The sequence below is a fragment of the Paenibacillus sp. FSL M7-0896 genome (assembly GCF_037975415.1).
GTDB classification, from domain to species: Bacteria; Bacillota; Bacilli; order Paenibacillales; family Paenibacillaceae; genus Paenibacillus_AQ; species Paenibacillus_AQ silagei.
In genome coordinates, this window is the sequence record NZ_CP150250.1 from 5545851 (window position 1) to 5565709 (window position 19859).

A 19859-nucleotide genomic window follows, 5' to 3' on the forward strand; every position below is an offset into this window, starting at 1 on the left:
TATACTTCCTTTGTCCTCTGCAAGGGACATAAACTACCGGTAAAGAGAGGTTAACCATCATGTTTCAAGGCAAACAGAGGACCGCCGTCTGGATCGGTTTAGGTCTGTACACGGGTCTCACCTTATTTTTCTTGTTCGCCGGCTTCAACCGCTCATCGGCTCTGCCGGAGACGGGCTTACGTTATCGCTTGGCTTTTGACGGGATTCCGTTGATATTTCCGGGCTATGGTTATTCGGAGCTTTGGGTCTTCAGCCTGGGTAACTATCTGGCCTTCGTACCGTTCGGGCTATTCATTCCGCTACTGGTCCGCTCCCGGTTCCTGCCGTTCCTCTTGGTCTTCATAGCAGCCATCACCGGGGTAGAGCTGATTCAGATGGTGACCCATTTGGGTGCGTTCGACATTAACGACATCGTCGTTAATACGCTCGGTGCAGCTGTCGGCTACGGCGCCCAGCGGCTGATCCGCCGCGACCGGTGGGCGCCAATAGGTATGCTCAAGCTCCTGTCCTCAGGCGCGGTCTTGACACTACTCGTCTACTCCGCCGTGAGCGGTATCAATTATTATCTGGAGCATGGCCGCGGGGAGATCAGGGCGCTGGATCAGCTCCCCCTTGAGCATGGTGAAGTGCAGTGGGAACAAGGACTCCTTAGTTTCACTATGGCACAGGAGCAGATTGAACCGGCGGTCAATCTCTATAGCCCTGATCATCCGGGACTCCACGAGTTCTCAATACGCCTGGATGGACAGTATAAGGAGTTAGCCGGGAATTTCGGCGTCCCTGACGATGCTATACCTGCTAAGGGCAGCGACACCAGCAGCGTCACGATCAGCGCCGACGGAGAAGAGCTTTACTCCCTGGATGTGAATATCGCACCGGGCGAGAATCAGCCGCTGTCTTTTCAGGTGCCGCTTGAAGGCAAACAGGAGCTGACCCTTACAGTCAAAACTGATGCTGCCGACCCTCGAACCCATGCGGTATTGTGGGACCTTACGCTCGTAGAGGCCAATGCCGGCCAAAAGCTGGCAACGCGGCTTCAGCGGCTGCTGGGCGGGGGATAAAATAAATAGGCCCGCTAGCCAGATAGCTCCTGCAGATAGAAACTTATGCGTGCCCCTTCCAAGCCGTGGATGGCCCGAGGGGTCTTTTTCGCATTTGTGAATGAGATTATTTAAGCGCTTCGTTAAACGCACTTTCGATTTGCTCCGCATTCTTGGAGACCGTAAACAAAATATATGGGCCTTTGACCTTTAATATATGTTTTTCGACGAGGTAAAATTGCTCAGGACGGTAGTCCTTCAGCTTGACCTTTTGAGCCTCAATTCTTTTCATGATTTTCTCCTTAACGCTTTCCGCCTGATTCTCTTGCTTCACCCTGATCACGGCCAGCTCATTTGCTTCGACGTTCGATTCTGCCGTATAGAGCACAAAATCCTGAACTTCCTCTGCATTAAGATGATAGAGCTTCTTAAGCCTGTTCATATCCCCTTTTTCCATGGCTTCCATAGAAGCCGCTTGCTTGATACGCTCCTCAATGGTATGGACAGGAACATCCTTGGCGTCTTCCTTCTTACTGGAGCATCCGATCAGAATACCGCATAAGCTCATGCCGGCAGCCAGGACAACTAAGTATTTCATTCTCTTTCCCGGAAACATCGTTACTCAACCCCTTTATGGATTATTCCACAGAATCTGCTAATGATGTAATAGATGGATCTTCAACAAATGTGGTGATGTTATACAAAATCAGCATGTCGCGGATTTGCCGTTCTTCCGTAAGCTTCAGTAGATCCCCATCATAATAACGGAGGTCTACCACATCAATTTCGCTGAAATGCGATGTTAAAAAAGGGATCAGGCTGTTGGCATACGAATCTTTAACAATAAGCAGTCTTCGCCCTTCCGTATTTCCGGTTGTTATGCGAAGCAAGCCATGATTCCCGTTGAAAAAAACAGTGTATTTATCCTTCTTTGTGAGGTTTTCCATAGCGTACATCGAATCCGCGCTTTGCTGTTCGTCTACATAATCCACAGAAATATCAGCCGGTGTTCTGGGATCATACAGCTCAATAGAATCCGGCTGTACGTGTCTGAACCCGCTTTTCGAATACAAAGATCCGTAGAACTGACCGGTGACCTCACGAATGTTGAAATCATTTTCGTTCTTGGGTGTAAAGCTCATGGGTGCGCCCAGCTCCCGATAGGCTAGAAAAGCGCCTTTGGTCGTCCAGTGATGGTCTGTTTTGTAATAGAGCGGCTGCTCCTTGTTCGCCTCCAGCGCGGGGAAAGCATCGATATAGCGAATGTTCCCGAGGTCAGATTCCTTTATCTTGTCCGAATAGACCCTCTCACCGCCCCCGGAAGCATAAGGCGGCAATTTATCCTCAAGTATGGAAGCTGCCGTCGGCACCAGCATCATATATTTGCGCAGACCAGGCGTAGCCTGATCAAAGGCTTGAATGGCTTTCACCTTGTCTTCCAAATCTCCTTCCCCGGGAGGAGTAAATTTTTGAATTAAGTATCCGTCCTTGCCGATGTAAACCCCGTTGCTCTCTTTCCTTCCCAATCCCCGGTCCGCGTCAGATTTCAGTCCAATCCAAAAGTCCCTCTCCATAAACTGATCCGATAGATACGCTTCAAATTCAGAAGTAAACTTGCCTGATTCTAAGGTTTGAAGCGAGAATGCCGGGAGCTGCTGCAGCATCCGGTTCTCTGATTCGGAAAATACCTTTCCTGGGGTCAGAATATTGACAACCAATACCGCCCCGGTAAACATAAGTAGTACAATGGCGAGTGCGCGGTAATAGACTTGGTCGTATTTCTTCAATCAAATCACCTCGATCAAAAACGAAAGTATAAGAATGGATTGTACGTTGCATTGACCAGATAGGCTGTTGACGCCACGATAAAGATGAAGTAGATGGCGGAAGCGGCAAGCGTGCCGAAACGGGCAAACCTGCTTCTGAACCGGGTCAGTGCTCTGCCGGGAAACGGCGTGGCACAAACCGCCAAGATAAGCAGCAGCAGGGCATTCCCCGACAGATCGTAGAGCGCCCGGTTGTCCGCAAATCCATGTGTTCCGGCGCCAAACATCGTTCCGATGAAGGTCAGGGCTGCCGGCAAATGTTCAAATTCAAACAATACCCAGCCGATGATCACGATCATCAGGGTGTAGACATGGCTTACCAAGACAGGCAAGCGTTGAAGCTGTTTCAAGAGAACCAGCTTTTCAAGTGTGACAAAGAGACCGAAATATAAGCCCCAAATGATAAAATTCCAGCTCGCTCCATGCCACAATCCGGTTATAAACCATACCACCGCCAAGTTTCGGAGCTGTTTCAGCTTACCCGCCCGGTTCCCGCCGAGGGGGATGTAGATATACTCACGGAACCAGGACCCGAGCGAGATATGCCACCTCCGCCAAAATTCCGTAATACTCTTGGAGATATAAGGATAGTTGAAGTTCTCCATAAATTCGAACCCGATCATCTTACCTAAACCGCGTGCCATATCCGAATATCCGCTGAAATCGAAATAGATTTGGAAGGTGAAGGCGATGATGCCGAGCCATGCGGACAGAACCGACAGCTCCGCCGCAGGCACCGCTTTACTGCTTGCCCACAGCACACCGATATTGTTGGCCAGCAGCACTTTTTTGGCAAGCCCTGTGATAAACAATTCCGCCCCTTCGCCAAAATGCTCCAACGTCACTTTGCGGTTAGCGAGCTGTCCTGCAATATCTTCATATTTAACAATCGGTCCCGCTACAAGCTGCGGAAACATCGTCACGTAGGCGCCGAAGGAGATCAGATTCTTCTGAACAGGCACCTTCCTGCGGTAAACATCGATGATGTAAGACATCGTCTGGAACGTGTAGAACGATATGCCCACCGGAAGCGGAAGATCTGCTGCCTGCAAATGCAGGTTAAATAGCGAATTGATATTATCGAACACGAAGCCCGCGTATTTAAAGAAGCCAAGAATCCCCAGGCTGCCCATCATGGACAGGATCAACACTCCGCGTGCAATCACTTTACGATGCCTGTATCTATCGATCAGAATCCCGTTCACATAGTCGAATACCGTCGAGAAGATCATCAGGAAAATGTAGACGGGCTCGCCCCATGCATAGAAGATCAGGCTTGCGGCGAGCAGAACAGCATTTCTAATCCTCATAGGCGAGATATAGTAGATCAGCAGGGTGAACGGCAGAAAGAGGAATACAAATATAAGGCTGCTAAAGAGCAATCCCCGTCACCTCCAGATCTTCACCTGGCTGCATGTTATTTCACCCGGTCTTTCAGCAAATCGAGCATACGTGTATAAAATTCCGGTTTAAAATGAATGCCGTCCGAGCTATACAAATGTTGGCCGTCAACAAAGATCAAAGATAAATCGGCAAATTCAACCTGCTGCTTGTCCGCCAGCTCTTGTAAGCCTTGGTTGTAATCGCTGATATTTTTGTATCGCGGTTCCACTTGTTCAGCTTCCGGCGTAACCGGAGTAACCGGCAAAACCGTTATGGATGCCTCCGGAAGCTTCTCCTGGATGCTGTCGATCAATTCGGCGTAAAACTTCAGCGAATACTGCTTGGGGTTATCGGTAATTTGGGGCGGCAATAGAATATCATCAGACCCCAGCATGATAAATACATGCTGCGGATTCCGCTCTGCCAGCTTATCGACATCTCCACTCATCAGAGATAGCTCGGTAGTCTTTCCGGCACCTGCCACTACATTGAACTCGTCCAGAATGTCATGGTAAGATAGCGCCTCTGTAATCGAATCCCCCAGAAATACGCTGTTCTTAAAAATCGTTTTATAGGACGTCTGGTTTGACTTCTCCACCTGAGCTGTGTCATTGGCTTGCGGCTGAGACGTTACGGTTTGCGGAGCTTGCCCATTCCCGCAAGCTGCCAAGGTGAGCGCGGTACTGCCGATAACTAGCGGCAGGATAATTTTTTTAAACATGAACATCGACCTCTCTTTATTTAGAATTAGGTATAGATAGCAGTGCTCTTGCCCCTCTCTGATAGAAAGAATAACAGGGAGAGATGCAGAACAAGTGCAGAGCAAATCAACGCTGTATCAAAAAATCCAAAAAGAAAAAGCGCAGAACCAAGGTCTGCACTTTCTTCCGTATTGCTACGCTTTTTTATTCAATTGAAAATAAAACATCACTCCATCGGAGGTATTGTTCACGCCGTAAGGTACACCGTGCATCTCCAATATTTTCTTGGATATGGCAAGACCCAGCCCTGTCCCGCCGGTTGACCGGTGACGGGAGGTTTCACCGCGGTAGAAACGATCCCATATTTTCTCCAGCTGCTCGTCCGGGATATGGGCACCTTTGTTTTCGATACAAATTAGAATCGTGTCCCTCTCTTCCGAAGCGGTTACGTATATGGATTCTCGCTCCGGCGTATACGAAATCGCATTGGTCAGGAAATTGACGATCACCTGCTCTATACGGCGCTCATTCCCCTCGACTTCGGCAGGGATAAGCGAAGTGTGTAGAAGCAGCTGCTTGGCTGCAAAATCCGGCGTTAATTTAGTACACACCCGGTTGATGACTACATCGATAGAGAACGAACCGGTGTCCATTTTATACGTACCCGATTCATATTTGGCCAACTCCAGCATATCGTCAATCAGCACATTCATCCGGCCGACCTCGTCTTCCATTGCTGCAAAATAATGCTCCCGCTTATGGCTGGCAACCCCGTCATTCAAAATGGCAAGGCAGCTCTGAATAACGCTTAACGGAGTCTTCAGCTCATGCGATACACCGGCTATAAATTCTTTTCGCGTATGCTCCAGTTGCTTTTCTTTCTCAATATCCTGTTCAAGCTGGAGAATATGGGAGTGCAGGCGCTCAGAAAGCTCGTTAATATTGCCTGACAAGTCTCCGATTTCATCCTTCGTGGTGACGGGAATTTTCTCCGAAAAATCGAGCTCTGCCATTTGCCGGGTGGTACGGCTAATACGCAGCAACGGGCGGGCAATCTGACGGGAGTAGTAAAACGATGTCAGCAGTACAAGCAGCAAGGCCGCAATAATGATATACACATAGTAGTCGTTGATGATCCCAGCGGCTTCATTAACCGGCTGCAGCGATGTCATCGCGAACAGGTATGCCGGATTTCCGTCGCGGTCCCGGGTGCGGTCCACGAAAATTTTGTAGTTCACATGATTTTCTTCAACATCTATGACCTGTTTTGCGTTCGCTGTATCCTTAAAGTCACCGTACAAAAGATCCGCCTGGAAAGCTTTGATGCGGTCCAGAAACAGGTGATTGGTGTAACGCGCGACCCCCGCCCCTTCCGGCACCCGGACTTTCGTAATCGTTCCTGTGGCCAGAAAGCTGGAATATTGCTCACGATATTGGACCGCACCTAATCGGCCCAGTACCTCGTACTCTTTGCTCACCATCTGATGATTCTCCAGCCGGCTCTCATCTCTCAGATTGGAACGGTTCCTTCCCATCCGCTGGATCATTGGCTGATTGTTTATGATTAAGCCTTCCATGGCGATCATTCCCCCTTCTTCAATCCAGGGAGTGAGGAACGTTTGATTGCTGCTGAAGTCCTCTACGTTAATAAAACTGTATAGCGGCACGGTTATCGTTGTATCAGCAAGCGCCGGTTCGTCCGAATGATCCAGCTTAATGTCCATGAAGAAATCATCTGCAAACTTTAAATTTCCGCGGGTGTCCAAAGCCGTGACCCAGGTGTTATGCTTTTGAAAAAAGTCTTGCTCCAGCTTGGCCATCTCCTGCGTGTTCGAGCCATGATCCAGGTAGTCTTGTTCATAAGCCTGAAGTGCCGCGTTAACGTCTTTTATTTTCTGATGAACGTAGAACTGTTTGAAAAATACGGTCTGCAAGATGAAAATAACGGCGATCAGGAACAGGCACAATCCTGCTGTCAGCAGGAACAGTTTAAGCACAATCCCCTTTTTCATAGCTCTTCCTCAAATTTATATCCTGAACGCACAACCGTCACAATCTGCCTGGCATGCTCCCCCAGCTTGGAACGCAAATTGCGGATATGACTGTTAACCGTACGATCATCGCCTGCGAAATCATATCCCCAAATTCTCGTAATCAGCTGCTCTCTGCTGATAATAATCCCTTTGTTTTGCAGCAGATAGGCTAATATTTCGAATTCCGTATGCGTTAGATCAGAGCTTGTGCCGTCAACCGAAACGGTCCGGGATGGAAAATGGATTGAAATGCCTCCGCCGGACACCGTGTCGCTTTCATGCTCATGCGTATGCCTGCTCTCCAGCAGCCGCTTGGCCCGGGCCAACAGAATGAGCGGGCGGTAAGGCTTCGTAACATAGTCGTCAGCGCCAAGCTCGAACCCCAGCAACGTATCGTCCTCATCCGAACGGGCCGTCAATATGATAATCGGCACATTCGATGTCTTGCGGATTCGCCTGCACACGGACCATCCATCCAATTCCGGCAACATGATGTCCAGCAAAATCAAGTCCACCTCATGCTCCTGAAATAACGAGATCGCCTGCTTTCCGTCAATGGCTTCAATCACGCGATATCCCTCTTCCAGCAGATAATCTTTCATAATTTCACGTAAAATATCTTCATCTTCCACAATCAATATCGTTTTTGACATATGATAACCTCACCCTTTTTTGTAGAACCACGAACGCACAGCTCATAGAACTGCCAAGGTACACCGTTAAGTTTACCCTATACAGATAAAGATCATATGCAGATGGATGGGAGATTAAGTGAATGCTATCATTCCGGGGGACAGGAAGACTGTTCGAAAAAGCTGTGAAAAGACAAGTCCTCCCCAAGTTTCTTGGGAAGGACGGGTTGGGGATTTGCGGGTAAAATGTGAGTAAAAAAACATCTAAAAGCCGTGCAAGTTAGTCTTGTGGCGGCTCTTTTTCATAAATCAGTATCTCCTCTATCCCGCATTCAAAATAATCGCAAAGTTTAGCCAGCAGGTCGCTTGGATAGTGCCTCAGCTCATCATTGTACATTTTTCGGATTGTTTCAAATCGGTATTCAATATCTCGGGCCACCTGCCGGATAGATTTACCGCTTTCATCTACAAGTAGCTTAAGCCCGGAATGAACCTCACCCATAAAATCACCTCGTGGGACAAGCATACAATGCCGCCTAAAAAGTGTCAATAAAGCGTTGACTCTTATAGAGAGTCATGATATATTATTAATGCAGATGACACCTATAGAGTGTCAGTTGCAGTTAGGAGGTGAACAAGGCTATGAAAAATTGGGTGCAGCTCTCCATTGCATTGGTCAACTTAGCAACAGCGGTCACGCTGGACGAGGCCACAAAGGAGACAAGTAAGGTAGAAGAGACAAAAGAAAAAGGAACCAAACGCAGCAAACGTAAATAGGTTCCCGGAGGGTAGGAGTTGCACCTCCTGCTCTCCACTCAATCCTAACATAAATCGTTTGGGAGATACAATCAGCAGACGGGTATATACAGGAGGATTGTTATGCGAAAAACAGTTGAAAGAACAGTTGTTCTCAGAAGTATTCGAGATGAGGCCGGACGAGTAATGAGAAGCTTTTTAAACGGAGAAATTCTTCGCACTTCTTTTGCGGGAGCAATGCATTCGCTATTCATGCTGGAAATCCAGTTTTCAGATATCATAAAGGAAAAACATGAGTTGGGTGAAATCAATTATGTCATTAAAACTCAGATGGAGAATGGAGAAAACATTTATTTAACGTTGGAGTATGTAAGAGCAATTTTCAAAAAAACAAAGGTCTTCGGTGAACTGGCTTAACAGAGCTACGGGCCTTAATCAGATATAGATAAAAGCCCCTTCCAGGCCGTATGGCTTGAGGGGCTTTCATGCGTTTTCGACTTCCACGTTAATAAAAAGAAAAAGAGCCCTGGCAGGGACTCCTTGTAATAAGACGGATTAATATTTACAGCTGTTACTTTAAAAGGTCTTAGGCGCGAGCCGTCATTGCTGCCGATTGTTCATCGACTGAATTCAGGCCAATAGTCATATCCAAGGCAACTGCGACTTTCATCACAGTTTCGATGGATGGAACTGAAGAAGAAGTCTCTAACCTTGCCACTTGAGCTTGAGTAATCCCGGCTCGTTCAGCAACTTGTGCTTGTGTGAGCCCCAAAGACTTGCGTCTGTTGGTGATCTGTACTACCAATTTCGCCATCTCACTGATCACTTTTTTTTCATACTCAGACTTATAGTCCAGTTCTTTTTTGAAGTTGCTCCATGTTCTGAATTCTTTATTATTTTTCATGCAATCACCTCCACTTTAATCTGGTAAAGGTTTTCCATTCGCCATCTACCCGCTTCACTATTTTACGAGCCTTCCCTTGCAACCCAATCCTTCATTCGTTTTCGGGCCCTGTCAATTTCAGGTTTGGGGGTTCGTTGTGTGCTTTTCAAGAATATCGTCAAAAGCACTATGTAACCCTCCCATCGAAAATACGTAATCCGGTGTCGTTTGGCTCGTATTTCGTAAAGTGGACCTTCGAGTTGCCTTGAATGAGGCATCCCGCTTTCTACCATCTCTAGTGCGTAGTAAATCGAATCAAGCGCTGCCGAAGCTTGTTGATTCCCCCTCTTAGCACTTTCATTAAGTTCGGTTAGGGCCTTCTCAACTTCTGAATTCCCCTTCTCCGTGTAGTAGAATATAACCTCCGCCATGAATGACCTCTTTATTGTATTTGTATATTAAGAACAAATTATATCGTTCTCGGCATAAATATATCATAAACGATATAAACCATCAATCGTTTTAAACACAAAAATGGAAAAAAAGTCCTCCCCAAATTTCTTGAGAAGGACGAGTTGAAGGCCTTCATTACTCACCTTCAACATGCGGGTAATTTGTGGGTAACACTTTTCAACAATCCCTTTGAAATCAACAGATTTCAGGTCCCTGTTAAATATAAAACATATAATTATCCGCCTGGCTCTCTTCCTTGAAGTTGATCAGGTCGGACAAGGTGGTGGAGTCCAGCACATCGGCGATGCTGTCGCGGATGCGAAGCCAGAGGTCGCGCTTGGCCGGGTCGTCTTCTTCGGTGAAGTCTACCGGGGAGATCGGGCCTTCCAGGACGCGGATGATATCTCCGGCGGTAATGGTGTTGGTCTCGCGGGACAGAATATAACCGCCGTAAGCTCCGCGGATGCTCTTCACCAGGCCTGCATTGCGCAGCGGGGCGATGAGCTGCTCCAGGTAATGCTCGGAGAGTCCGTTTTTCTCGGCGATGCTCTTAAGTGATGTAGGCCCCTCGCCGAATTTCAGGGCAAGCTCCATCATAATGGTTAATCCGTAACGTCCTTTGGTTGAGATTTTCAAAGGGGCACCTCTTTCGGTTTAGTTGCATATCAATGTATTCCGATGTCTGCTCTCAGCTTATGTTATCATATCTATGGACACATTTGAAACAGCAAACGGCAATAATTCACGATTTTGTTCTCCACTGGTGGACAAATTGTCAATTTCGGACCGTTTTTCGCTATATTTCATAGCAGTAGTGTCCTCGTTTGGGGTAGACAGGTATGTTATAATACACAATGAGCCGGGTGTTCAGTGAGAACGCCGGTATTTTGTGTACAGAAAATGGTGATCACGATGACAAAAGCTAATCAGGATATCCGGGTCGTCGTCGGGATGTCGGGCGGAGTGGATTCCTCTGTTACAGCGCTGCTGCTGAAGCAGCAGGGGTATGACGTCATCGGCATCTTCATGAAGAATTGGGATGATACCGACGAGTTCGGCGTATGTACGGCCGAGACCGATGCCGAGGATGTGCGCCGCGTCTGCGAGCAGATCGATATTCCTTACTATACCGTTAATTTCGAGAAGGAATACTTTGATAAAGTCTTTTCCTATTTCCTTGAAGAATATAAGGCTGGCCGGACCCCGAATCCGGATGTGATGTGCAACCGCGAGATCAAGTTCGGCGAATTCCTGAACAAAGCACTGCAGCTTGGCGCAAATTATGTCGCTACAGGGCATTACGCCCGGGTCGTGGAGGAAGATGGCCTGTTCAAGCTGCTGCGCGGCGTGGACAACAACAAGGACCAGACGTATTTCCTAAATGCGCTGAACCAGTACCAGCTCTCGAAGGCCATGTTCCCGATCGGACATCTGCCGAAGCCGGAGGTACGCCGGATTGCCGAGCAAGCCGGACTCTATACCGCGAAGAAAAAAGACAGCACCGGCGTCTGCTTCATCGGAGAACGCAATTTCCGCGAATTCCTCAGCCAATACCTGCCTGCACAGTCAGGCAATATGGTCGATATCGCTACGGGCGAAGTGAAGGGCCGGCATGACGGCCTCATGTACTACACGCTGGGCCAGCGCCAGGGGCTTGGTATCGGCGGCTCGGGGACAGGCGAACCCTGGTTCGTGGCCGAGAAGGATCTGGCAAGCAATACCCTGTATGTGGTGCAAGGTGAGAAGCACATCAGCCTGTACTCGACCAGTCTTATAGCTTCAGGGGTGAACTGGATTGATCCGGACACCCTTGGTGATGAGCCGCTAAAATGTACGGCCAAGTTCCGCTACCGCCAGCCGGATCAGGGAGTTACGCTGACGAAGCAGGCCGATGGAACCGTCCATGTGGCCTTTGATGTTCAGCAAAAGGCGATTACGCCCGGACAAGCCGTGGTCTTCTATCTGGGCGAGACCTGTCTTGGCGGCGGAACCATCGAGACGGCCGACAAAGTCGCGCCGCTGGCGCAGGTCTGACTGCACCCCAGCCAGAGTTCCCCCTACTAAAGAAAAACTTTCTAACGGTTGAACAGTGCTGGTGCTGAGCACATTGTGTTCGGTTTTTCGACTACATGTTTCTTATTTCGCTTAAAAAAGAACCTTCAACACCACAGCGCGTGGAGTTGAAGGTTCTTCGTCATTGATGGGTCAGGACACGGAGTCACGCCGGGGCTGACTCACAAGGCTTCAGCCTTATTGCGGCTGAACGCCCCAGACCAGCACACCGTTCAGATACAGCGGCACCCGGTTCCAGTCTGTGAAAGACGTTTTGGTTGCATCATAGGAGTAATCGTCAGCCTCATTGTAATTGCTCCAGTCGGTCTTGTTAATGCGCAGTTGAATCTCGCCGGTATTCGCACCCGGAGCAAGACTGCCCGCGCCCGCACTAAAGGAAATCTCCACATAGTGATCCGCTCCTGTAACTGCAGGCTCAAGCTTCACGAAGCTGCCCAGCACATTGCTGCCACCGATTGTGGCATAATCGACATTGAACTGCTGTGCCCGCTCGCCGTCAATCGTGTAGTAATACCGTACCTTAACCTTGCTGAGGTCTACCGCTGTGGTCCCGTTATTGACAATCCGCAGCTGCGGACGGAACTGCGGGTCTGTGGCGTTCGTATCCGTTGTACGGTATTGAACAGCCAGATTCCCTAAGGCAGGCGTAGCGGTTGGTGCGACTGTTGGGGTAGGCGTTGGCACTGTTGTCGGCGTAGCCGTTGGTGCGACTGTCGGTGTAGCGGTTGGCACTGTTGTCGGTGTAGCTGTCGGTGCGACTGTCGGTGTGGCTGTTGGCACTGTTGTCGGTGTAGCTGTCGGTGTAGCCGTTGGCGTGGTTGTAGGGGTAGCTGTTGGCATAGGGCCACTGCCGTTATTAATCAGCCGGTCATACTCGGCATAGGCCGTAGCCATGTCCACCTGAGACCAGAAGCGGTGATAGGTGAACTCAGGTGCGCCACCCTCCCAAGTCTTGGTGGTTTTGTTGTAGGAGGTATTGTATTTGTCTTCAAGATAACTCCACTTGGGATCATTTTTGATATCCGGGAGAACATCGGTGTAGCTCGCATACACTCCATTCCCGCCCTTAGCCGGGTCAGATGGAACTGTCGCGTTCCCTGGAATGGTATTGCCCTGGCCGAAGGTACCGCTCCAGCCTGCCGGGAAATAGACCTCTTTGGTGAAGAAACGGAAATAATCCGCACGCTTCTCAAGTGTCGTAATGCCCACCCCGTCATTGTAGCCCCAGGCCGTATCCAGCAAGGATTTAGCCAATTGTGAAGCGGTTCCGCCGAGCGCAGTATTGTTGCCATGCTCTGCTTTGTTCCCTGCGGCAAAGAACGTGAGCGCTTTGACATAGCTGCCCAGCACGCCGGTATCCTGCCCCGGGTCCTTGGTCACGGCCTTGAGGCCGCTGTTGCCGTTAAATGAGCTGAAGCCATTCCAGGTATCCGGCTGGCCGTGCCATTCCACATTGCCCGGAACCCAGAACTCCCCGGGTGCGGATACAGTGGCAACCTGTGCGTTCGTTCCGCCCAGAATCCGGTTTCCTTGCTGGTCCAGATAGTAGCCGGCGGCATCCGTTACCGGACGGCTACCCGCAAAGGTATAGTCCGTCGACCAGTCAATCCAGTTCTCTATGGCGCGCTTGGCCATTTTGAAATTGGCCGAGGTCGTATCCCCGCTGGAAGCCAGGATATAATACAGCTCTGCTACCCGCTCCATGCTCCAGGTCTGCATGCCGAACCAGTTGTTGGATGGCGGGTCATGATAGACAGGAGCCTCGTCGTAGGCCATGCCATAAAAGGTGCTAGTGCCGGCAGGATAAGCGCTGTACGAACCACCATAGCTATTGGTGGCACCGCCTGCAATGGCGCCTTCGGCGGATTGCAGCCAGTTGTAGAATTCAAGCTGGCGGGTCAGCGATTTACCCCAATCCGTTCCAGCTGTTGCCGATGACGGAATCAGCCCTCCAGCTGCGGTGGACAGCGCATAGGCTGCAACCACATTCTGATAGCCCTGGTGCGCATGGCTCGCGCCGATTCTCCAGGCCCAGTCCCCGCCGGTTCCGAGACCACCGCCCCAGGCCGTATACCAGGCCAGCAGGTATTGGCTGGAATCCTTACCGGTTCCCGGCTGCGGCGAACCGTTAGCAGCACTGCCGATCTTTTGGAAATACTTGTCGTACATGCCGTAACGCAGGAAGTCGCCCATTTTTTTGGCTTTGTTCAGATAGACCGTATTGGTATAGCCAAGATCCTTAGCCCAATACATGGCTTGCACAGCGCGTGCATCGGCATCCGTAGCGTTAGTGTAACGCCACTGCGCGGAAGGCGCACTATTTTCCTTGGTGAACAGGCTCATGAAGCCTTCATTGGCTTTACCGAACGTCTTGTTATCCTGTGAGGGGTGGCCTACTGCTTCCCAGACCGATTCCTGCACTCCGCGCTGGAAGGTGTTCACATAACTGGCGGTATGGGTAGGGTTCAGCAGGTTGCCGAAGCCATACCAGTTGTCCACATCCACCAGCCAGTGCATCAGATAAGTCTGGTTATTGCCATAGGTGGACTTCAGCTCTGCATCGAGCGGGTCCTTCCCCGGGGTATACTTGCCGTTCAGTGCGCTTGGATACTGATCCGGCTGAGGGAGCTCCGAGGCGTAGGTGGCCGGGCTGTTCGGGTTGTAGCTGCTCATGGTCGGCTGCTCCTGCACGCCGTCGCCTTCATTAATCGGAATAATGTATTTCTCCATGTTGTCCCAGGCTGATTCGAGCTTGCTCCAGTCCCCGGTGTTATGGCCGTACAGCACTTCAAGCCACATCCAGTAGCTATAGGCCTCGGAGGTTGTCATATGCCCATAGTTGGGCGCCTCGCTGAGCAGGGTCTCTACCGCATGATACGGGATGCCTTCAGCCGAGAAATACCCGCTGGCCGGGTCCTTCAGCTGGTCATACAATTGCAGGAATCTGGTCTTCTCCACCGATGCCGCCTTAGCGGTTCCCGGATGGAAATTGATGATCCCGCTGGTGAGAGACAAGGTGAGGACAGCACTCAGCGCGATAGAAAGCGGTTTCTTAAATGAACTTAGCTTCATCATTTCGGCATACTTCCTCTCTGGTATGGTTTAGGGTTCGAGGCCCCAGACAAGTGTTCCTGCACGGTACAGCGTGACTTTATCCCAATCCGCAAAGGTCGCTTGAGTACCCCCATAGGAATAGTCATTGCTCTCATTGTAATTGGTCCAATCCGACTTGTTGAAGCGCACCTGAATCTCCCCGCTGTCTGCTCCCGGAGCCAAACTTCCTGCCCCTGCGGCAAAAGAAATCTCCAAATACGAATCGGCCAGTGCCACAGGCGTACTCAGCTTCCCAAAGGTTCCGCTCACATTGCCGCTGCCGACTTGGGCGTAATCACAGTGGAATTCCTGCGGCTTGTCCCCGTCCACGGTGTAATAATAGCGCAGCTTCAGGCCGCTGAGCGGAATGGCCTCGGTTCCCGTATTGACAATCCGGAACTGGCTGCGGATCTGGGAATCCCCGGGACTTGTGTCATTGGTGCGGTACTGCACACGCAGAGCGCCGGCAGGCACAGTAATCTCGCGCGGCTTGGCAGTCACCTGGGCAGACGCTGTACTCTCGCCTACACTGTTCGTTGCAGTCACCACATAATAATAGTCCACACCATTGGTCAGCCCGCTGTCATTGTAGACCGCTGCGGTTGCCGTACCCACTGTAGTGTACGGTCCGCCGCTCACCAGAGAGCGCTTGACCGTATAACTGGAAGCGCCGCTGACCGGAGTCCAGCTCAAGGCTACACTTGCATTGCCGGGCACGGCCTGAAGGCCGGACGGACGGGCCGGAACCTGCGGTTCACCCGGTGTTCCGCCGCCGGAAGGCAGCTCGCCGTACACTTTTACACCTGCATCGTATACCGGGATATACGGGTTCTTCGTTGCCGCTGAAGCATTCGCAGCCACTCCCTTGAAGGAGAAGTCATTGCTGTTGTCCCAGAAGGTAGTATTCAGCGGTCCGGCAATCCGGAACTGTACTTCCTTGCGGTAAGCAGACTGTCCGCCCGGATAGATCGGGGTGCCGGAGAAATCTACTTTGGTATAGTAGATATGGTTCGCTTCATCGTAAGGCAGCAGCTGCGAGACGGTGGCTCCCTGGTTATAGCCGCCTGCCTTGACGGTGATATCGCCGGGGCCATATCCTGCGGCAACAGCCTCACTGATGTCCAGATAGTAGTTGAAGGACAGCTGGCTGCTGGAGCGGGCAGGCCATGCCGAACGGTTATTGAGAACCGCGCGGATCTCCACAAAATTGCTGCCGCTCGCATTCACGGAAGTCTCCGTGAACATCTCATCCTCACGCGTTTCGGCCGGCGGGAAGTTCGCAAGCGGGCTCTGCCCCTGCCCGTGGAGCATCATCATCCGGGCCAGAGAGCCGGTAAAGGCTGAATTGTAATCGGTTGCAACTTCATTAGACACATAATCGCTGATCGCATCGGTATAAGCATCGGTCTTGGAGGGGCCGCCAACGAGTGCGCCGTAGAGCACATGCCGGTGGTTGGCCGGAGTGGTCTGGCTGTCGCTCCAGGAGCCGTGTGAGGTGCGGTGGTGAGGATGCTCAGGTGCATTCGCGCCGAAGCCGATGACATAGCTGCTATTACGCGGATTATCGCCCAGCATATAATTAATCTGGCGCTCTGCGAAGGCCTGGGCGGTATTTTTTTTCACCGGATCAGTAACCCAGTCTGCATAGACAAAAGCAAGAAAAGCATGGTTGGCTGCATACCGCAGCGCCCCCCATTGATCCAGATGGGCCAGCCCGCCTGGAGTATACGCTACCCGGTCAGAGGTGCCGTTCACCCCGGTCGTCCAGAACTGCATATTGCGTTCCGTGGACTGGATAAACTTCGGGTCCTCGGTGATGCGGGACAGCAGGAGCTGCGCACCATAATGCTTGTCATCCCAGGATTGGGTCCATTGGTAGCCCCAGTCACCAGCCTGGTTGGTGCCCCACAGATCACTGGCGGCAATCGCCTTATCGAGATAGGTCTGCTCACCGGTCGCCAGGTATAGCCAGATACCGCCCCAGCTTAACTCATCCGCGTAACTACTCCACGAATTGTAATACTGCTTGGCGTCAGTGATGGTATCGGAGTAAGCTCCCCGGTACGTATCGGCAAAATTGTATAATTGCTTGGCATGCAGCAGGAGCTTGTCCGCATAGGCGGCATCTGAATCCCTGAAAATAATGGAAGCCGAGGCAAGGGCGGCGGCAGTCTCACCAGCCAGGTCCGAGCCGGGATGTGCAGCATCAATCTTGTAAGCCGGGCGCGCCATAGGCATGACCTCCGCCGGTCCCCACCAGTTATGGTCCGCCGTGCCGTTACCCACCTGGCCCCACAGCTCATTCGGTGCAGTATGCGCTTTCACAAAATAGTCTGTGGCCCAGCGGATATTGTCCAGAATCTCATCCAGCTGCCCGGACTGCACGTAACCATCCTTGTATTCATAGACCGACCATGCCAGCATTGTCGCGGTGTACGCCATCGGAAATCCGAATTTGACATGATCCCCTGCGTCATACCATCCACCCGTCAGGTCATGGCCGACATCGGCACCATCCTGCAGCCCCGAGTCGCCTCTCCATTCCACGCGGTTGTCCGCCGGCAGCTCACCCGAACGCTGGGCCTCGTAGAAATAGATCGATTTCTGCAGTGCCTCTGCATAATTAAATCCGGCGGTTGCCGCTTCGGTGACAGACGGGCGGACAGCCGTCCCTGAACCAATAGTGAAGGCTAACATCAGGCTTAGTGAAGCGATACAGCCGGTCTTCCGTTTACTTTGACTCATCCTTACTCATCTCCCTTCGTTTTCTTGCTTGTTCAGTCCGTCAGGACTCAGGCACGCACAAATACCTCCCCAGTGTCCATAATTAGACATAGTATTTGAGCACGTTCCATTTACCACCTCCATATTACAAATTAAGGTAAAATACCCCTACCTACACATATACCACATACAGTAAATTAATTCTATATATTTACATTATATTTTTCTGAGAATACCGGTTTTTTGTCAAAATATTTCCATTTCCATCATATTTACAGCGTCAAAAAGAGCAGCCTCCTCCGGTTATGGAGAATGGCTGCTCTCTGTTTGTAAAATGTACAGTTGGCTGGAGCAGACGGAGCGAACTATCATCGAAGCCCTACTGCCCGCGCCGCAGCTGCTGGTTATGGCGGATCTTCGCCTCATTGCCCTGCTCGGTGGCCTGATAGAAGACCTTGCGGGAGATTGCCTTCGGCAGATAGTCCTGCTTCACATAATGGCCAGGGAAATTATGCGGGTACTGGTAGCCCTCATGGCCCAGCTGGGCCGCACCTTTATAGTGTGTATCCCGCAAATGCAGCGGCACCTCAGCCGACTTCAGATCCTCCAGACTGTTCATGACGTTGGCGATAGCGGTCACTACCCCGTCTGATTTTGGGCTCTCTACAGCGAACAGAATCGCCTGCGCGATATTCAGCTTCGCCTCCGGCCAGCCGTTATTGCGGTAGGCATCCAGCGCGCTAACCGCCTGGACCATCGCCTGCGGGTTGGCCAGGCCGATATCCTCGCTGCTGGCCGCAATTAATCTGCGGATGAAGGTCATCGGGTCCATTCCCAGCTTCTCCACCGCGTAGAGGAACCAGAACAGGGCGGCGTCACTGGAGCCGCGGATGCTTTTGTGAAAAGCGGACAGCACATCGTACTGCGTCGACTCGTCCGCTTTGACAATCGGGCGGCGGATCGACTCCTCCGCCACCGCAAGTGTAATGTGCACGCTGCCGTCACGCTCCGGCGCCGTAGTCATCGCCGCCAGCTCCAGAGCATTCAAGGCTCGGCGGATATCGCCGTTCGCCATCGCGGCGATATGCAGCAGCGCGTCTTCGTCTGCCTTCAGATCCATGAAGCCGAGCCCCCGCTGATCGTCAGCAAGCGCCCGCTTCATCGCAATCAGGCTATGCCCGCTGGTCAGGGACTCCAGCTGGAACAAGGTCGAGCGGCTCATCAAGGCCCCGTTCACATAATGGAACGGATTCTCTGTGGTCGCACCGATGAAGGTAATCGTCCCCTTCTCCACGGCCGGCAGCAGCGCATCCTGGCGGGAGCTGTTGAAGCGGTGTACTTCATCCAGGAACAGAATCGTCTTCGAGCCGTACAGCGCCTTATTGCTCTGTGCGCGTTCAATGACCCCCCGCACATCCTTCACCGAAGCCTCCACCGCATTCAACCGCACGAATTCACCTTGGGTGTGATGCGATATGATATGGGCCAGAGTGGTTTTGCCGCAGCCCGGAGGCCCGTACAGCAGGATGGAAGAGACCTGGTCCGCTTCAATCGCTCTGCGCAGCAGCTTGCCCTTGCCTACAATATGCTCCTGTCCGATATATTCATCCAGATTGCCGGGCCGCATCCGGTCTGCCAGCAGCCGTCCGCTCCCGTTGTCTTCACCCTGCGAGAATAAATCCATCCTTACACTTCCTTGCTATCATCTAAGATTTCAATAGAATACATACACTTCTCCTATCATACCATACCTGTCCCAAACGTTAAAAAGAGCATGACCCCGCCGCCACCGGCGGGAGCCATGCTCTTTGTTCTATAATTAGAACTCGTATCCGTTCCAGACTAGCGGTTCATCGCCAGCCGCGTTTGCCGCATTTTTGAAATGATCTTGCGGATGCTTTCTTCAGATAAGTGATATCTCTTCTGCAGCTCGTTCACCGAGCAGCCGCTGCTGTGACTACAGAAGATCTCTTCGTTGCGGGCAGCAATCTCTTGCCGGGAGCCGCTGTTCTCGCCCCATCTTACCCGTTCTTCCGCTTTCTTCGGGATGTATAACAGCTCACCCTGTATGTATCCCTGCAGCTCTTCGAGCAGCCCCGGGGGGAGCACATCCTTTCCATTGACGTAACTCACGTTCAATTTCCTCCTTCAACAGGTGTATTCCGTTCAGTCCGATCACTGTACTGTTCTGAATAATCATTCCACCTGCCTCCTTTCTTCTCCTCAAATTTGGTAAATCATCTAAATTCATTATATTAAACC

18 protein-coding genes are annotated in these 19859 nt (G+C 51.2%); 4 read left to right on the forward strand and 14 right to left on the reverse strand.

The genetic code is table 11. The annotated features are described in order from the left end of the window. Window positions 1–59: 59 nt before the first annotated feature. Entirely contained in the window at window positions 60–1061 is a 1002-nt protein-coding gene (locus MKY12_RS23865) for a VanZ family protein (protein WP_339311197.1), read from the forward strand. Between the two features lie 106 nt (window positions 1062–1167). Here MKY12_RS23865 and MKY12_RS23870 read toward each other — a convergent pair whose 3' ends face one another. From MKY12_RS23870 to MKY12_RS23900, 7 genes are all read right to left on the reverse strand, one after another. Then, window positions 1168–1638: a DUF4358 domain-containing protein gene (locus MKY12_RS23870; protein ID WP_339311199.1), complete on the reverse strand. Its 471-nt coding sequence runs from the start codon at window positions 1636–1638 to the stop codon at window positions 1168–1170. 40 nt (window positions 1639–1678) lie between these two features. Then, a complete protein-coding gene (locus MKY12_RS23875) occupies window positions 1679–2827 on the reverse strand; it encodes a DHHW family protein (RefSeq protein WP_339311201.1) in 1149 nt (382 codons plus the stop codon). 14 nt (window positions 2828–2841) lie between these two features. After that, a complete protein-coding gene (locus MKY12_RS23880; RefSeq protein WP_339311202.1) occupies window positions 2842–4248 on the reverse strand; it encodes an MBOAT family protein in 1407 nt (468 codons plus the stop codon). A 35-nt stretch (window positions 4249–4283) separates the two neighbouring features. Then, window positions 4284–4970, reverse strand: coding sequence for a GDSL-type esterase/lipase family protein (locus MKY12_RS23885; protein WP_339311203.1), 687 nt, complete (start codon window positions 4968–4970; stop codon window positions 4284–4286). A 174-nt stretch (window positions 4971–5144) separates the two neighbouring features. After that, window positions 5145–6962: a HAMP domain-containing sensor histidine kinase gene (locus tag MKY12_RS23890; RefSeq protein WP_339311205.1), complete on the reverse strand. Its 1818-nt coding sequence runs from the start codon at window positions 6960–6962 to the stop codon at window positions 5145–5147. Next, window positions 6959–7636: a response regulator transcription factor gene (locus MKY12_RS23895; RefSeq protein ID WP_339311206.1), complete on the reverse strand. Its 678-nt coding sequence runs from the start codon at window positions 7634–7636 to the stop codon at window positions 6959–6961. Before MKY12_RS23895 ends, MKY12_RS23890 begins: the two co-directional genes overlap by 4 nt. Before the next feature lie 259 nt (window positions 7637–7895). Beyond that, on the reverse strand, window positions 7896–8117 hold the full coding sequence (locus MKY12_RS23900) for a helix-turn-helix transcriptional regulator (RefSeq protein ID WP_339311208.1): 222 nt from the start codon (window positions 8115–8117) through the stop codon (window positions 7896–7898). Between the two features lie 140 nt (window positions 8118–8257). Between MKY12_RS23900 and MKY12_RS23905 the strand changes: the two genes are divergently transcribed. Together MKY12_RS23905 and MKY12_RS23910 are read left to right on the forward strand one after the other, a co-directional pair. Beyond that, entirely contained in the window at window positions 8258–8392 is a 135-nt protein-coding gene (locus tag MKY12_RS23905) for a hypothetical protein (RefSeq protein WP_339311210.1), read from the forward strand. A gap of 102 nt (window positions 8393–8494) precedes the next feature. Continuing rightward, complete coding sequence (locus MKY12_RS23910) at window positions 8495–8788, forward strand: hypothetical protein (RefSeq protein WP_339311211.1); 294 nt, start codon at window positions 8495–8497, stop codon at window positions 8786–8788. 169 nt (window positions 8789–8957) lie between these two features. On the opposite strand, the gene MKY12_RS23915 is transcribed toward MKY12_RS23910, so the two are convergent. From MKY12_RS23915 to MKY12_RS23925, 3 genes are all read right to left on the reverse strand, one after another. Then, complete coding sequence (locus MKY12_RS23915; RefSeq protein ID WP_339311213.1) at window positions 8958–9275, reverse strand: helix-turn-helix transcriptional regulator; 318 nt, start codon at window positions 9273–9275, stop codon at window positions 8958–8960. A 62-nt stretch (window positions 9276–9337) separates the two neighbouring features. Further along, complete coding sequence (locus tag MKY12_RS23920) at window positions 9338–9685, reverse strand: type II toxin-antitoxin system RelE/ParE family toxin (protein WP_339311215.1); 348 nt, start codon at window positions 9683–9685, stop codon at window positions 9338–9340. Window positions 9686–9923: 238 nt separating this feature from the next. Then, on the reverse strand, window positions 9924–10343 hold the full coding sequence (locus MKY12_RS23925; RefSeq protein ID WP_036732323.1) for an Rrf2 family transcriptional regulator: 420 nt from the start codon (window positions 10341–10343) through the stop codon (window positions 9924–9926). 276 nt (window positions 10344–10619) lie between these two features. Between MKY12_RS23925 and mnmA the strand changes: the two genes are divergently transcribed. Next, window positions 10620–11741: a tRNA 2-thiouridine(34) synthase MnmA gene (gene mnmA, locus MKY12_RS23930; RefSeq protein WP_339311216.1), complete on the forward strand. Its 1122-nt coding sequence runs from the start codon at window positions 10620–10622 to the stop codon at window positions 11739–11741. Window positions 11742–11957: 216 nt separating this feature from the next. Here mnmA and MKY12_RS23935 read toward each other — a convergent pair whose 3' ends face one another. The 4 genes from MKY12_RS23935 to MKY12_RS23950 form a co-directional block, all read right to left on the reverse strand. Then, entirely contained in the window at window positions 11958–14852 is a 2895-nt protein-coding gene (locus MKY12_RS23935; protein ID WP_339314967.1) for a glycoside hydrolase family 48 protein, read from the reverse strand. A gap of 30 nt (window positions 14853–14882) precedes the next feature. After that, window positions 14883–17618 (reverse strand): glycoside hydrolase family 9 protein, encoded by a 2736-nt coding sequence (locus MKY12_RS23940; RefSeq protein ID WP_339311217.1) that lies wholly within the window; start codon window positions 17616–17618, stop codon window positions 14883–14885. Window positions 17619–17976: 358 nt separating this feature from the next. Further along, window positions 17977–19281: a replication-associated recombination protein A gene (locus tag MKY12_RS23945; protein WP_339311219.1), complete on the reverse strand. Its 1305-nt coding sequence runs from the start codon at window positions 19279–19281 to the stop codon at window positions 17977–17979. Between the two features lie 158 nt (window positions 19282–19439). Further along, window positions 19440–19730: a CD3324 family protein gene (locus tag MKY12_RS23950; protein ID WP_036690524.1), complete on the reverse strand. Its 291-nt coding sequence runs from the start codon at window positions 19728–19730 to the stop codon at window positions 19440–19442. Window positions 19731–19859: the final 129 nt, after the last annotated feature.